Source organism: Photobacterium sp. DNB23_23_1 (assembly GCF_052873815.1).
The window spans coordinates 145,876-161,584 of the sequence record NZ_JBNNXT010000004.1 but is presented as its reverse complement, the minus strand read 5'-3'; the positions used below and the strand labels follow the sequence as shown (position 1 = coordinate 161,584).

General features: G+C 48.3%; 12 protein-coding genes. 3 read left to right on the top strand and 9 right to left on the bottom strand.

What is annotated here, in order from left to right; translation table 11 throughout:
• Positions 1–385: 385 nt before the first annotated feature.
• The 8 genes from ACVA53_RS04590 to metG all read right to left on the bottom strand — a co-directional run bounded on the left by ACVA53_RS04590 (position 386) and on the right by metG (position 10,758).
• Complete coding sequence (locus ACVA53_RS04590) at positions 386–2,224, bottom strand: V-type ATP synthase subunit A (protein WP_255041390.1); 1,839 nt, start codon at positions 2,222–2,224, stop codon at positions 386–388.
• Positions 2,225–2,244: 20 nt separating this feature from the next.
• A complete protein-coding gene (locus ACVA53_RS04585) occupies positions 2,245–2,925 on the bottom strand; it encodes a DUF2764 family protein (RefSeq protein WP_446504592.1) in 681 nt (226 codons plus the stop codon).
• Between the two features lie 47 nt (positions 2,926–2,972).
• Positions 2,973–3,656 (bottom strand): hypothetical protein, encoded by a 684-nt coding sequence (locus ACVA53_RS04580; protein ID WP_255041392.1) that lies wholly within the window; start codon positions 3,654–3,656, stop codon positions 2,973–2,975.
• Between the two features lie 10 nt (positions 3,657–3,666).
• Positions 3,667–4,116, bottom strand: coding sequence for an ATP synthase subunit C (locus ACVA53_RS04575; protein WP_255041393.1), 450 nt, complete (start codon positions 4,114–4,116; stop codon positions 3,667–3,669).
• Positions 4,117–4,119: 3 nt separating this feature from the next.
• Positions 4,120–5,925: a V-type ATP synthase subunit I gene (locus ACVA53_RS04570; protein WP_446504591.1), complete on the bottom strand. Its 1,806-nt coding sequence runs from the start codon at positions 5,923–5,925 to the stop codon at positions 4,120–4,122.
• Positions 5,922–6,545: a V-type ATP synthase subunit D gene (locus tag ACVA53_RS04565; RefSeq protein WP_255041395.1), complete on the bottom strand. Its 624-nt coding sequence runs from the start codon at positions 6,543–6,545 to the stop codon at positions 5,922–5,924. The genes ACVA53_RS04570 and ACVA53_RS04565 overlap by 4 nt, the downstream gene beginning before the upstream one ends.
• A gap of 3 nt (positions 6,546–6,548) precedes the next feature.
• A complete protein-coding gene (locus ACVA53_RS04560) occupies positions 6,549–7,922 on the bottom strand; it encodes a V-type ATP synthase subunit B (RefSeq protein WP_255041396.1) in 1,374 nt (457 codons plus the stop codon).
• A gap of 784 nt (positions 7,923–8,706) precedes the next feature.
• The gene (gene metG / locus ACVA53_RS04555; protein ID WP_446504590.1) at positions 8,707–10,758 is read right to left on the bottom strand and encodes a methionine--tRNA ligase; all 2,052 of its coding nucleotides are present in this window, start codon (positions 10,756–10,758) and stop codon (positions 8,707–8,709) included.
• A gap of 169 nt (positions 10,759–10,927) precedes the next feature.
• On the opposite strand from metG, the gene apbC reads away from it, so the two are divergent.
• The 3 genes from apbC to ACVA53_RS04540 all read left to right on the top strand — a co-directional run bounded on the left by apbC (position 10,928) and on the right by ACVA53_RS04540 (position 15,217).
• Entirely contained in the window at positions 10,928–12,019 is a 1,092-nt protein-coding gene (apbC, locus tag ACVA53_RS04550; protein WP_446504589.1) for an iron-sulfur cluster carrier protein ApbC, read from the top strand.
• Between the two features lie 206 nt (positions 12,020–12,225).
• Positions 12,226–12,870 carry a uridine kinase gene (udk, locus tag ACVA53_RS04545; RefSeq protein ID WP_255041403.1) on the top strand — a complete coding sequence of 215 codons (645 nt, stop codon included), beginning with the start codon at positions 12,226–12,228 and terminating at the stop codon, positions 12,868–12,870.
• Between the two features lie 193 nt (positions 12,871–13,063).
• Positions 13,064–15,217 carry an AsmA family protein gene (locus ACVA53_RS04540; RefSeq protein WP_446504588.1) on the top strand — a complete coding sequence of 718 codons (2,154 nt, stop codon included), beginning with the start codon at positions 13,064–13,066 and terminating at the stop codon, positions 15,215–15,217.
• Positions 15,218–15,293: 76 nt separating this feature from the next.
• Here ACVA53_RS04540 and ACVA53_RS04535 read toward each other — a convergent pair whose 3' ends face one another.
• A complete protein-coding gene (locus tag ACVA53_RS04535; protein ID WP_255041406.1) occupies positions 15,294–15,701 on the bottom strand; it encodes an ester cyclase in 408 nt (135 codons plus the stop codon).
• Between the last annotated feature and the right edge of the window lie 8 nt (positions 15,702–15,709).

The window sequence follows — 15,709 nt, the reverse complement described above, 5'->3', positions numbered from 1 at the left end:
TTAACGCATGGGCTGTTTTTTGAGCGTTTTTTGTGCTGATAAATCGTTTTGACCGAAACGATGCTGAGGTTTGAGCGAGTTTAGCTCTGCTTTTAAAGGGTAGAAAAAGCTCCTATTAACATTCGCTTTGGTAGGATTTCGTAGTGTTAGATGCGTGTAAAGCATACGGTGTGAAATTTAAGTTAAACCATCTGCTTTAGGGTGATCATATGGTGATTGATTCTGTCATATGGCGTGTTAGTTGGTGTGATGTATCTGTATGTGGGGCGGATTTGTATTTTTATACCGAAATTATTTTATTGTCACGAGATAGTCGGTATAGCAAACCAGCACTGCTTGCTTACAAATATGCTGGCTGCCATACTTAACTTTCTGTTTTTAATGATTATACTGCCGTGCTGACTGTATCTTCCAACAGCATATCAATACGGGATATATAGTCGTGGTATTCCGCGGTATTGTCTTTTGCGTAATGGAAGTTTCGGAAGTAACGAGTCATGGATGTAAAGTACTTACGTGCTTCCGCTTTGTCAGTGAAGTCGTAATGGGTTCGGATGACATTAACGACTTTGCCGAAGATAAACTGCTGGCGTTCGAAGCTGCATGATGCGTCGACCTCATCAAAGGCATCTTGCTGCAGGTAAACCATATCGAGAAACAAGGCTTTCTGATAAACCACGTAGTCCTCCAACGAGATACCTTCCTCACCCGTTACCTGCATCATTTGACCAATGCTGTCTCCGGTAGAGAGTAGTGCTTTCATCTCTTTAACCGTCGGTACCCACTCGGGGCCAAGTTTATCTGCATACCAACCTTCAAGCTGATCAAGATAGCGAGACCAAGAAATTAGGGGATCGATAGCCGGATAGAAGCGTTTATAGGCACGTTCATAGGATAGGCCTAGGAAGGTCTTGACTGTACCCAGTGTCGACTGGGTTACCGGCTCTTCGAAGTTACCGCCAGCCGGGGAAACCGAGCCAATCATAGTCAGCGAGCCATCAGTGCCGTTTTCGTTATCGACGACACCACAACGTTCGTAGACCCCTTTGATAGCCGAGTCCATATAAGCAGGGAACCCTTCTTCACCGGGGATCTCTTCCAATCGGTTGGATGTTTCGCGCATCGCTTGCGCCCAGCGGGACGTGGAATCAGCCAGCAACAGCACGTTATAGCCCATTTGGCGGTAATACTCACCCAGAGTAAGACCGGTATAAATAGAGGCTTCACGGGCAGCAACCGGCATGGATGAGGTATTACAGATGATCACGGTGCGATCAATCAGGGTGCCGCCGTGCTTAGGATCGGGTAGGTGAGGGAATTCCTCGATGGTTTCTACTACTTCCCCGGCGCGCTCACCACAGGCCACCACGATAACGATATCTGCATCACAGTGGCGGGAAATCCCGTGCTGAAGGACGGTTTTCCCCGATCCAAATGGTCCTGGCACACAACCGGTTCCTCCACGGGCAATAGGGAAGAAGGTATCAATGGTTCGAGTGGTGGTAACCAGTGGCTCGTTAGGGAATTTACGTTGAGTTTTTCCACCATTTTTAGTCAAGGTGTTGGCAATAGATTGACGCACAGGCCATTTCTGTACCATGGTTAGGTTGTGCTCTTTACCACGGTTGTCGGTGATGTGGGCTATAACCGTATCAATGGTAAAGCTACCTTCTTGGATCCAGGTTACTTCGACCTCCCCTTTAATATAGAAGGGCACCATAATCTGGTGGGTAAAGCGGCCTTCCTGAACGGTCCCCAGTGATTGGCCGGCGCGGAGTTTGTCGCCTTTTTTGGCGACGGCATTGAAGGCCCAGGTGTCGGCTTTATCTAGGGCATCAACTTGAACACCGCGTTTGAGGAATTTGCCATGGATTTGGGCCAGACGCTCGAGCGGGTTCTGCAACCCATCATATATTTGGGCCAAGATCCCCGGCCCTAAATCCACACTCAGCATTTCTCCGGTCTGGATAATACTGTCACCCACAGCAACACCACGGGTATCTTCGTAAACTTGAATATCGGCAGAGTCGCCTCGCACGCGCAATACTTCGGCCATTAACAGTTCATCAAGGCCATCGGTTTGCTTACGGCTAGGCAGTACATATACCACTTCGTTTTTTATTAACTGGCCGTTATCGCCAACGTTAAGGCGGATGGTCAGTGTGTCGCCAATGACTGCCGTAACGTGGGCAGTCGGCGTTTTATTGATTAATTCCGTGCTCATTGAACAACCTGTTGTCAAAATTAATGCGGTAGATCACTGGCAAATTCACCCAGTGCACTTTCTACGAGTTGGTCGAATCGCTCGATGGCTATCTCACTGTTGTAAGTTGTCCAGCGAGAAACCAGATTCCAGCGCAATAGGTAAATCACCACGGCTTCAAAGCTAAAGCGCTCTTTGGTACTGATGCGGTCAAGCTGCTCCCAAACGGCTTCGAGCAGGGCCTTTTCAACGTCGAGGCTCTGGTCGTGCTCCATGTAACGAGCAACATCCGGTAGCCACGGAAAGGTGAAATGCAGATTGAAGTAGGGTGCACTCCAGTTGCGGCGGATAAATTCGTAACGGGTGCCGAAACTCCAGCGTGGTCCGGCTGGTGCTTTTTCACCGGCTTTTTTGCGTCGAAGTGCTGCAACCACACTTCGCATATCCAAACGCCAATCAATGAGCTCCCGAAGTACTTGGCTCTTTACTTCGCTTCGTACCCAAGTGGCAAACTTGATCAGCTCGGCATCATCGGCATCATTGTTGGTGCGATCCCAGTGCATGATTTGCTCAATCATGTTGAGATGCTTGCGTTCATCAAATGACAAGGCGCTTAGCCGTCGCTCTAGCTGGTAACGTGAAATCGGCGTGATTTTACTGTCAAACAGAGAGTCGATATGCGGCAGTGACGTCAACAAGCCATGATATGCTTTATCAGACATATACGTTCCTTGTTAAAGCAGAGACAGGGCAAACCTGCCTCTTGCACTTATTTGACGATACCTTCCAACAACGCGCGGAAACGTGGTTGGAGGTGGTTAAGCATCATCTGAGTGACGGTTTCATCCGACAGTGCCACTTCGATATCTTTGTCTTTCAGGCGGAACACAACGGCATTTTTGTTATCTTCGCTGACATTGAAAGTGACACCTTCGCGAAGCATTTCAGCGGCTTGCGCCACAGCAAAGTGGATCAATGTCCCTTCCTTGAGCTCTTCAGGGTTGGCACTGAGATCATTTACACCCACTACTCGGGTTGGCAAGATAACCTCAACCGGTTCATCGGAATTGACGGCATTGCGACCTGCAACTTCAAGGATCATCTGCTGCAACAGCTTTTCATCTGTCAACTGGGTACCAACTGTCGCTTGGATCTGCTTGGAAAACTCATCTTGTAGGAAAGCTTTTAGCTCCAAAATGGCATTACGATTTGCCATTTCAAAGGCTTGTTTTCCCGCAGTTGAGATGAAGTCCGCTTCTTTACGCGCATTGCCCAGAATAAGGCCTGCCTTGTCGCGCGCTTCGGCGACAATTGTCGATGCTTCTTCACGCGCCTCGGCAATGATTTGATCTGCTGCTTTTTTTCCGGCCTCCACACCTTCTTGGCGTAGGGTGTCGACCAGTTGCTTGATCCCTGTCGAAACAGGTGTTGTATTTTGATTTTCTACTGGCATGGTCTGTTCCTTATGCACCGATGTTGGCACCCATCACTAGCGCAAAGACGAAAGCAAAGACTGAGAACCCTTCAACAATTGCTGCTGGAGCAATAGACAGGCCGAATACTTCAGGCTTGTTTTTTGACGCGTTAATTGCGGCTGAAACCGCTTGTCCCTGATAAACAGCTGAGAAAAGCAAAGCGAAACCTGTCATCAGACCGACACCGAATAAGCCGCCTGCTGTCTCAGCGTTAACACCAATCGCTGACAGGGAGAACATGATTACGATACCGTAGATAACCTGTGAGGAAGGCATCGCTGATAGGCCAATGTATTTACCATAGCCAGACTCGACATCTAACATGGCGCCACATGCGGCCTGACCGGCTACCGAACAGCCGATCGCTGAACCGATAGCACCTAGAGCAACAGGGGCGAATGCGCCTAACCAACCAAGTGCAATAACAAATTGTTCCATGTTTTAATCCTCTTTCTTCCGAAAAGCTCTGAATGGGTATCCTTCGTCGGATAGACCCCAGTTAACAAATTCAATTACATTCAAGCGCATACCGTGTACCACGCCGCTCATGACACAGAGCGCGAAGTTCAGGATATGGCCAAGCAGTAAGATCAGGCCGGCAAAAAGCACCCCAGAAACGGGTTGTGCTTCAACAACTTGACCTGCTAGTGAGTTAAATGTCATTGCCAGCGAAGCACCGGATAAGCCCAGTGCAAACAAGCGCATGTAGCTTAAGATGTCACCGAAGGCACTGGTGATGTTGTAAATCGCCTTGGCACCGTCGAGAACGCGAAGGGCCAGATCTTTGCGGCTGTTGATGGGGCGGTCACTGCTGTAAACACAAACAAGACCGGCACCACCTAGCATCAGTAATCCGCCCAAACCTTTACCGAACCAGCTCCAGATGGCACCGGTAACGCCAAACCAGAGCAACATGCCACCGAACATCAGGGCCGCCCAGCCAAGTGGTGCAAAGGCCCGTTTTTGTGAGCGGTTGATGTAGGCGGTCATCGTGTTGGCAATGATCAGGTGCATAACACCGATAAAGACTGAAAGTCGCATCATGGCGCCATAATCGTTCATGTCTATGATGTTGAAAAATCCCCAGAAACTGCCTTCACTCGGTGACATACCAAAGTAGCTGCCAGCGAGTACACCCCAGAAAATCCCCAATCCAGACATGAATAGGCCCATATTCTTCAGTCGTTTGCCTTCTTCAGAGGCATCGAACTTGTCACGGAAGAACAAGATGATCAGGCCGAGAATGGCGCTGTACATGGCATCATTCATGATCATGGCGAAGAACAATGAGAACGAATAGAACACCAGGTTGCCCGGATCCCAGGCGCGATAGTTAGGGGTTTGGAAAAAGCCCATCGCCTCTGCGCCACCACCGGTTAACTCGGAGTTTTCCAGTAGGGTAGGTGGTTGGTCATCGGCTTTGGGATCTTCAAACAGCACAGCGGAGCCATAAACGTTGGCCAGTTCGATAACTGCATCTTGGGTATCGGCAGGCATCCAACCTTGGATTAGGAAGAATTCACCTTCATCTTGCACCCCTGACGAGGCCAATAGTAATTCAGCGTGATCCTGACTGGCAGCCAGTGATTGGCTCAGCGGGTAGATCCAGCGGGTTAACGCTTCGCGCTCTGCCAGTAAGTCCTCTAGATGCTGCTCGGCAATCTCAAGGTGCTCTTCAACGAGAGAAAGGCTATTCCCCCCGATGTGCGAACGATCAACAGGTAGCAAGGCCGGGTCGGGTTCAGACTCAGACACAATCACCACGTAAGCGTTTTTCTGATCACGGTGTACCTCTTGCCAAGGTAGGTCTACAGCTGACATCGCGGTGAGTTTTTTCAGTGGCAATAGGTAAAACCAGAATCTCAAGTTGTTGATTGTACATATATCTGGTAGTTCGAATTCCCCCCATGGGCGTAACAGTTGTAGGCGTTCCTTGAGCAAGTCACGTTTGTCTTGCTGCTGGCGGATATGCCGTTTGTTCTCGAGAATTTGCGCAACCAATTCATCGACATCAACCAGATCCTTGTCCCTGATCGGACGGCGCCTGCGCTCGACACGACTCAACCATGCCAACGCTTCGCTGGCATCTGTGGGTTGCTGCATGGCGATAGCATGGTTGCTGTCGCCATCGCTCTGACTTAACGGAATAAGGTGCATGCAGCCCAAAGCCTGCAGCGCCATCAGGATTTCGTCCCGGCGAGAGGCTTGGCCACCGAGCGTTAAGCGTTTTAACTGTTTGATACTCATGATTGGCCTCCCTGCGTTTTATCTTGTTGCGCCAACACTTTTTGTTTCGATAGTTTGGCGTTCATTACCGCAGCACGCTCTTGATCCGATAGATAGATACCAATCCGCTTGATACTTTCTTGGGTATCAGGGATCAGGACCTTCGAGAACAAGTTTACGCGCTGGCTTGTAATTCGCGTGGCTTCACTGATTAATTCGTAGCGTTGCTGGTACACAGCCAGTTCAATACGCAGGCGAACCATTTCTTTCAGTTGACGTACCACACTATCGACCCAGTGTGGGCGCGCGAGATAACTGTATGGGGTCAGTTCGACATCGACTGATTCGACGATCGGGACCCGGCAGCCAACAATATTCTGGGTGGCAAGCTTAACGTCTGTCACCTTGACCAGGTTATTGACGTTAATTTCTTTGCAAGCAAGCATGGGAATGGCTTCCTCAACCAGTGCACGTAATTCTACGACACGCTGCTTGGCTTGCTCCAAGGCTTGCTCGGCTTTATTCCGCTCCAGCATCAGTTGTTGACGTTTCAGTTCCAACGCAGGCAGGTAGCGGTTGTAGGTTTTTAAACTCCGCTTTTGCTTGTTCAGCGAGCTTTTGTTAAGTGCTACCTTTGCCATGAATTAACCCTCTGTAGTTTCTGCTTCCAGATCCAACTGCTCTGGGAAAGGCCAGTACATTTCCAGTAAGCTGTCTTTGATCAGGGTTTCTTCTGGGTCAAAACACTCAGCAAGGATCTTCCAGCTGAAGTCCAAAGCATCTTCCAAGCTCATATCAACATCCAGTGTCATGAAGTTGTCTTTGAAGTACTTGCCAAATTTCAAGGTTTTCTTGTCGTACTCCGACAGTTCAAATGCCATTGCTTGTTTCTGCTGGGCTTCCACAGAATCGGAGTAAAAACGGATCATTACACTCATGATGGCGCTATGATCTTCACGGGTTTCTTTACCTACCACCATTTGCTTTAGACGTGACAGGGAGCCGAATGGGTCAAGTACACCTTCGTGAAGGTAGAACTGACCTTCGGTGATATAGCCAGTGTTATCCGGTACTGGGTGGGTCACATCATTGCCCGGCATGGTCGTAACAGCGAGTAAGGTGACTGAGCCTGCCCCTTTGTAATCACAGGCTTTTTCGTATCGCTTGGCAAGTTGCGAGTACAGATCCCCCATGTAGCCGCGGTTGGCTGGTATCTTGTCCATTGCGACACCAATTTCCTTCATCGCATCGGCGTAGGAGGTCATGTCGGTCAGCAGTACCAATACTTTCTTACTTTCATCGACGGCGAAGTGCTCGGCAACAGATAGTGCCATGTCCGGAGCCAGCAAACGCTCAACGGTAGGATCCGAGGCTTGGTTGACAAACATCACGGTACGCGATGATACGCCCGCTTCCTCAAATTGGGTTTTGAAGAAATGGTAGTCATCATAAATGAGACCCATTCCCGCAAAGACCACCACATCAGCTTCGGCTTGAATGGCGATACGGGCAAGGAATTTGTTGTACGGCTCACCGGCAACCGAGAAGATTGGGATCTTCTGTGATTCAACCAAAGTGTTGAATACATCGATCATCGGGACATTGGTACGCACCATGCGTGAAGCAAGTGTTCTACGAACCGGGTTAACCGAAGGGCCATCTATTTCGACCTTGGGATCGGTTTCTAGCTCTGGGCCGTGGTCAATTGGTTGTCCAGCACCGTCAAAGATACGGCCAAGGATATTGGGCGAATAAGTGACCTGCATCGGCTGGTCAAGAAAGCAAACGGCGGCATTGGTTGATAAACCTTTACAGCCAGCAAAGACTTGAAGGGACACTTCTTCGTTGTCGATTTTGATGATTTGAGCAAGCGAGTAGTTTTCACCGTTTTGCTCAATCATCGCAAGATCGCCGTATTTGGCCTTCGAATTGTTTGAGGAGAGGTTGGGTACTTCGACCCTGATCAAATCACCAACAATGCTGAGTATGTTGGTATAACGTAATAGACTCTGTGGCATCACAATACCTTGATAACTGCCTGAGGGATGAGTGTTTAAATGATGAGGGTTAGCCCTGCTCATTTTCGACCCGCTTTTGAACAGCTTGCCTATTCAAGACAAGGATTCATTCAAAGCACAATTCCTAAGGTTATGCGGATGTAGTCTATTTGGTACTAATGTGTTGTTTCAGTTGGTTTCTGATTGTAACAAATGATTTCTGTCACATCGGGAAAATCGAATTCATGCATCGGATTTATCGTTGGTATAATCGTAGAAATAATTAGTTGATGATATGGTTTTAATTGTTAATTAGTTGATTTTTAATTGTTTTTACATTAAGGCTCAGAAAGGTGCGATATTGAGTTTATTTTATTTCTGCGAGTTGTCCGGCAAACTTAAAAATTGAAAAATAAGTTATCGTCAATATTGTGCCCTTTAACACATGTAAAAAAAGTAAATGAAATGGATGTAAATGAAACCATGTATCTGGCGGTTTTTTGAACAAGGTGGCGTGAGTTTATTAGTGCAGTGTTTGATAATTGCTTTGAGAAGTGATTAATACCAACCTACATAAGTATTTGATCAATCTTGCTGGTTAAAATCGCTGTTAGCTGCGTTAGAGGTTTTGTAATTAGAGCCACTAGTTACTGCAACCTCCGCCTTGATAACAACAATTTTTCCTGTGCAATCTATAGATAACTACTTATCCAGATTGGTATAAGGAGTAGAGAGCCCGTCAGCGAATAAAAAAACCAGCTCAATTGAGCTGGTTTTGTTTTTGGTTTCCACCAAGGCTGGCGTATTACATTACGCGCATGCCTGGCTGTGCACCTTCGTGTGGTTCAAGGATCCAGAGATCTTGTCCACCAGGGCCCGCTGCCAGCACCATACCTTCAGACATGCCGAACTTCATCTTGCGCGGCTTCAGGTTGGCCACCATTACGGTGTGCTTGCCAATCAGATCTTCTGGGCTGTAAGCCGATTTGATACCTGCAAATACCTGGCGAGTTTCACCGCCTAGGTCAAGCTCAAGTTTCAGCAGTTTGTTAGCCTTAGGTACAGCTTCACACGAAACGATCTTAGCAATACGCAGGTCAACTTTAGCAAAATCATCGAATTCGATTTCGTCTGCAATTGGCTCTTTGCTTAGTTCGGTTTCAGTCTTTGCTGCTTCAGCTTTCTCTTTTGCTGCCGCTTCTGCTGCTGCATCCGCTTTTGAAGATTCAACCATAGCTTCAACTTTTTTAGCATCGATACGGTTGAATAGCGCCTTGAACTTAGTCACTTCGTGACCAGTCAGTGGCTGGGCAATACCTTCCCAAGTCAGGGTTTCGTTTAGGAAGCCCTCTGTACGTTCAGCAAGCTGAGGCATAACCGGCTTCAGGTAAGCCATCAGAACGCGGAACAGGTTGATACCGACAGAGCAGATTTCCTGTAGTTCCTGATCTTTACCTTCCTGCTTAGCGACAACCCAAGGGGCTTTTTCGTCAACGTACTGGTTCGCTTTGTCAGCCAGGGCTGTGATTTCACGAATAGCACGGCTAAATTCACGGGTTTCGTATAGCTCGGCGATACGATCTGCTGCAGCAACGAACTCGGCGTATAGCTCAGGCTCAGCGAAATTGTCAGACAGCTTGCCTTCGAAGCGCTTAGCGATGAAGCCAGCGTTACGAGATGCGAGGTTAACAATCTTGTTCACCACATCGCTGTTTACGCGCTGGGTGAAGTCTTCAAGGTTAAGATCCAAGTCATCGATACGGCTGTTTAGCTTCGCTGCGTAGTAGTAGCGTAGGCATTCAGGGTCTAGGTGCTCTAGGTAAGTACCTGCTTTGATGAAGGTACCTTTAGACTTAGACATCTTCGCGCCGTTTACTGTTACGTAGCCGTGGACGAATACGTTATCAGGTTTACGGAAACCTGCACCTTCCAGCATGGCTGGCCAGAATAGGCTGTGGAAGTATACGATGTCTTTACCGATGAAGTGGTAAAGCTCGGTTGAGCTGTCTTTGTTCCAGAACTCATCGAAGTCTAGATCGTCACGCTTGTCACATAGGTTCTTGAATGAGCCCATGTAACCAATAGGTGCGTCTAGCCATACATAGAAGTATTTACCAGTCTCGCCAGGGATCTCAAAGCCGAAGTAAGGCGCGTCACGTGAGATGTCCCACTGCTGCAGGCCAGACTCGAACCATTCCTGCATCTTGTTGGCCGTTTCATCCTGAAGGGCACCAGACTTAGTCCACGCTTTCAGCATGTCTTCGAACTGAGGCAGGTCGAAGAAGAAGTGCTCAGAATCTTTCATCACTGGTGTCGCACCAGAAACAGCAGATTTCGGGTTGATCAACTCAGTTGGGCTGTAAGTTTCACCACAGTTGTCACAGTTGTCGCCGTACTGATCTTCAGACTTACATTTAGGACAAGTACCTTTTACGAAACGATCCGGTAGGAACATTTCTTTCTCTGGGTCAAACAGTTGAGAAATCGTACGGTTGGTGATGTAGCCATTGTCTTTCAACTGGGTGTAGACGAACGACGCCAGCTCACGGTTCTCTTCTGAGTGTGTGCTGTGGTAGTTGTCGAAGCTGATATCGAAGCCAGCAAAGTCAGCCTGGTGCTCTTTGCTCACTTCGGCAATCATCTGCTCAGGATCCATACCCATCTGCTGGGCCTTAAGCATGATTGGAGTACCGTGTGCATCGTCTGCACAGATGAAATGAACTTCGTTGCCGCGAAGGCGCTGATAGCGCACCCAAATATCCGCTTGCACATGCTCAAGCATGTGGCCCAAGTGGATAGAACCGTTAGCGTACGGTAGGGCGCAGGTCACCAGAATTTTTCTTGGATTTGCAGCCATAATGTCTTATTTCGCTCATGATGGGTAATAAAAAACGTAGCTGTAAATACTACCTGATGGATAGCACCTTGCCTAGGAGGATCTGCTGTAAATCACGGTAAAATGGAGCGCTAAATAGGCATAGGTGTTAGGATGTAAAGAAACAATAAATGTGGAGCGCTAAAAGATCATGAGCAGTGACTCAGTAACCCGTTTTGAAAGCGTGGCAGATATTTGCCGTTGGTTGAACCAGTTTGAGCATCCTTGGTTGCATGACGAATGGGCCGAGACGACGAATGTCGTATCGGTGTCGGCTGACGGTAAAATTTCAGTGACTTTTCCGTTTGCTGCTAGCCAAGTGGCTGAACTTTTAGAGCAGTGGATCATCAGCCAGCAACAGCTCCACCATATCGGCAGCGACATCAAGTTTGATATTGGGTGTCGTATCGCGCCATTGGCTTCTGGTGACAAGCCGCCGTTAAATGGTGTGAAGAACATTATCGTAGTCAGCTCTGCCAAAGGCGGGGTAGGTAAATCAACGACATCTGTAAACCTTGCATTGGGTCTGCAGGCCCAAGGTGCCAAAGTCGGTTTATTGGATGCCGATATTTACGGCCCATCAGTGCCGATGATGCTGGGTACGGTTGATGAGAAGCCTCAGTCATCGGATGGCAAGATGATGATGCCGATTGAGTCTTGTGGCTTGTATACCAACTCGGTGGGGTATTTGGTGCCTGCTGACAGCGCGACCATCTGGCGTGGTCCAATGGCGTCGAAAGCCTTGTCTCAAATCATCGCCGAGACCTGGTGGCCGGATTTGGACTACTTGGTGATTGATATGCCACCGGGTACCGGTGATATCCAATTGACATTGGCCCAACAAATTCCGGTGACGGGTGCGGTAGTGGTGACCACCCCGCAAGACTTGGCGTTGGCTGATGCAATAAAGGGTGTCAGTATGTTTAACAAGGTTGATGTGCCGGTGTTAGGTGTGGTTGAGAACATGAGTTACCACATTTGTAGTCATTGTGGTCATCATGAGCCGATCTTCGGTACCGGTGGTGCTGAACGCATGGCACAGGAATATGCCGTACCGCTGCTGGCACAGTTGCCTTTGCATATCAAAATCCGTGAAGATATCGATAATGGTAAGCCTACAGTAGCTGCGTCACCTGATTCAGAGCAGGCTCAGGCTTACATTCAGTTGGCCGGCTCTGTTGCCAGCCGTTTGTATTGGCAAGGTACGCCAGTAGCCGAGCAGATCACAATTCGTACAATGTAAACCATTGCTTTTGTCAAAGCTGCAGAGTTTCTGAGCAAACGTGGCAGATGCCGCTTTTTTTCTGGCATCTGCCCTTACATCTGCCTATAATCATGCGGTTTATTTATGCCTATTTAAGCCATTTCCCGACACAATGAGTGATGGGTGATGGTCTGTTTATTACGGTTTGTCCACTACGCCACGTTGTTTTACAGGTGCTTTCTGATATGTCTGAACACTCTCACCAATGCGTTATTATCGGTATTGCAGGTGCCTCTGCATCCGGTAAAAGTCTGATTGCCAGCACAGTTTATAAAGAGCTAAAAGAAAAAGTAGGCGATCATCAGATCGGTGTTATTACGGAAGATTGCTATTACAACGATCAAAGCCACCTAAGCATGGATGAAAGGGTAAAGACCAACTACGACCACCCAAATGCCTTGGATCACGATCTACTTTGTGATCACCTTGAGCAGTTGATCCGCGGTGAAGCGGTGGAAGTTCCTCAGTACAGCTACAGCGAACATACGCGTATGACTGAAACCACGTCGTTGACACCTAAAAAGGTGATCATCCTGGAAGGTATTCTGCTGCTGACTGACCCACGCCTGCGTGACATTATGCATGCAAGTGTCTTCATGGACACACCGCTTGATATCTGTTTGCTTCGCCGTCTACAACGCGATGTTGCTGAGCGCGACCGTACGATGGAATCTGTGCTTGCGCAGTACCAAAAGACGGTACGTCCGATGTTCATGCAGTTCATCGAACCATCGAAGCAATACGCAGACATTATTGTTCCTCGTGGCGGTAAGAACCGTATCGCGATTGACGTACTGAAAGCACACATTGCCAAGTTGCTACGTGCTTAATAGTTCGTTCTGATACTTGATTAGCAATAGGCAGCATTACGCTGCCTATTTTTTTACCTGGAAAAAACATAGCGGCTGTAGGTTGGGTATAGACTTCAATCACTTGAAGTCGTTGGGCTATATGCCACAATGGGATCAGGTAACTTTGGCGCTAGGCTCGTTTGATGAGCATGGATGAAAAGATGGGGATGTAATGAAAAAAATAATAATGGCTTTGCTCGCTGTTGTGGTGATTGCCGTTGTCGGTATTGCTGCCTTGGTGGCACTGGTTGATCCGAATCAGTTTAAGCCGATGATTGCCGAGCAGGTAAAAAAAGCGACTGGACGTGACCTCGTGATCGAAGGCGACATTAGCTGGCGCTTTTTTCCGAGTATCGGATTTGATATTGGCAAGACAGAATTCAAAAACCCGCAAGGATTTGCCGAGCCGAATTTGGCCCAGTTCGATCAAGCTGAACTGTCAGTTTCGGTGATGCCGCTATTTTCCCAGCAGCTAGAAATTGGCAATGTCAGTTTGCTGGGCGGGCGAGTCTTTATTCAAACTCTCGAAAATGGTGTCAGTAACCTTGATGGTTTATCGGGTCAAGAAGCTACCGAGCCTGCTGCAGAGTCAACAGGAACACCGGCAGAGCCGCCATCTGTAAGCGAACCGGCACAGGTAGCTGAACAGCAAGCTTGGCAGATCAGCTTGGCGGGGGTTGAAATCAGCAATGCCAGTGCGCTTATCATTGATGATAAAGCGGGCAGCCAAACGGAAGTCGATCGACTTGATTTCACTTTGGATCAATTTGCCCCAGGAGAATGGACGGCAGCCCAGTTTAATATCGCAGGTAGTGCCGCAGAATTGGGCTTCAGTGCTGAAGGACAAACGGAGCTACTGATTGCCGAGAAGCTAGATGGTGCCGAGATTAAAGCGCTGTCGTTAAAAGCAAGTGCCAAAGATGCGGTTAATGATATCCGCAATGCGACGATTTCGCTTGATAGCTTTAAGCTGGGTGATTGGTCAACGATTGAGTTCGCTATTGACGGTGAAATACCAGATCTGAGTTTCAGTACTAAAGGCTCTACGCAGTTGATGGTCGATGATGCGATCAAGCTTATCAGCTTGAAAGGTGCCAAGCTTAATGCCGATCTTAAAGGGGCCAGTTTGCCACGGCCTGAAATGAAGGTTGGCCTAGAAGCTGATGCTAAATACAACCTGGAGAAAGGGTTGGCTGAATTAACGACGCTGAAAGCCGCCGTTGATGAGCTGGCTTTGAAAGGTAATGCCTCTTTCCAATCGGCTGATATTCCGGTGATCCGCTTTGATTTGTCGTCTGACAATATAGATGTCGATGCTTTCCTTGGCACAGGGAATGAGAGTGCCTCATCTAAGCAAGGTGACGATTCGAACCAAGCTGGCACTGCCGGAGCGAATACGGGTGCGGCGAGTGAGAAGGAAACAGACCAAGAGCCTGATCTGAGTGTGCTGAAAACACTCGATCTGGCCGGTAAACTTGCTGTTGGCCAGTTCAAAGCCGCTAATGCTCATATGAGTGATGTGACGCTGGCGATGACGGTGAAAAATGGTGTGTTTGATCTGAGCGGTCTTGATGCCAAGCTTTATCAAGGCACAATTCATACCACAGCCAAAATCGATGCTAGCGGCAAGCTGCCAACCTACCGTGTAACCAAGAAGATCAAAGGCGTACAAGTTCAACCTTTGCTGGTGGATGTAGCGCAAAATGATACCCTGGCAGGGAGTGGCGATATCACGGTTAATGTATCGGGTACCGGCCTGGCTGAGAAGCGTATCCGCGAGAATATTACCGGTACAATCGATATCCGTTTTGCCGACGGGGCAATTTACGGCGTCAATATTCCAGAAATGATCCGTGAAGCCCGTGCGACGCTTAAAGGCCAGAAAGCAGAATACGTTAAGGAAGAGAAGAAAACGGACTTCTCGGCGATGACTGCAACCATCAAACTGGGTAATGGTGTTGCTTCAACCAGCAACCTTGATATCGACTCACCACTGATCCGTATCAATGGTGACGGCTCGACCAGCTTGGTTAATGAAACGATTGATTTTTCGGTAAACACTTCCGTTGTTGCCACCAGTAAAGGGCAGGGGGGGAAAGAGATTGATGAGGTTGCTGATCTCACCGTGCCTATTGATGTTAAAGGCAACTGGAGTGAGCCGACATTCTCGCTCAATATTGCCCAGTTGCTTAAGCAGAACAATGAGCTGGAGCAGAAGGCGCAGCGCGAAGTTGAACGTGGGCTAGAGAAGTTGCTAGGTGATAAGGCCAAGGACGACGATATCAAGAAGGCAGCGGATAAGCTGCTGAAGGGCCTGTTTAATTAACACTTAATGTCGCAAGTGACAATGTGACTAAGTAAGAAGGAGGGCAATAGCTCTCCTTCTTTCATTTTATGGCAAGTTATACTGCTCCTAGTTGTTGAAGCATGCCCATTTGATCCCATTGCTCCCACCGCTCAATAACCTGGCCATCAACAACATGGTCTAGAATTAGCCCTTCAAACTGCACTTTTTCACCGGATGGACTTATATCGCCAAGCGAGCCGGTATGCGTCCCAGTGGCTGTCCAGCGCGTTGCTACTTTGTCACCAGATACAATCTGATCATCAACGGTCAGGTGCAAATCTGGAAAAGCCCGTAATAATCCACTGACCAACTCTTTGAATTCTGTTACTGATAGACTGGGGCTTGGCGCACCCGCCATGTGAATAACACTGTTGGCAGCGAAGGCTTCATCAGCGCCTGAGACATCACCTCTGTTTAGCCCATCAATCCATACTTGCTCGTACTTGGTAATTGCTAAGGTCATCGCTATAT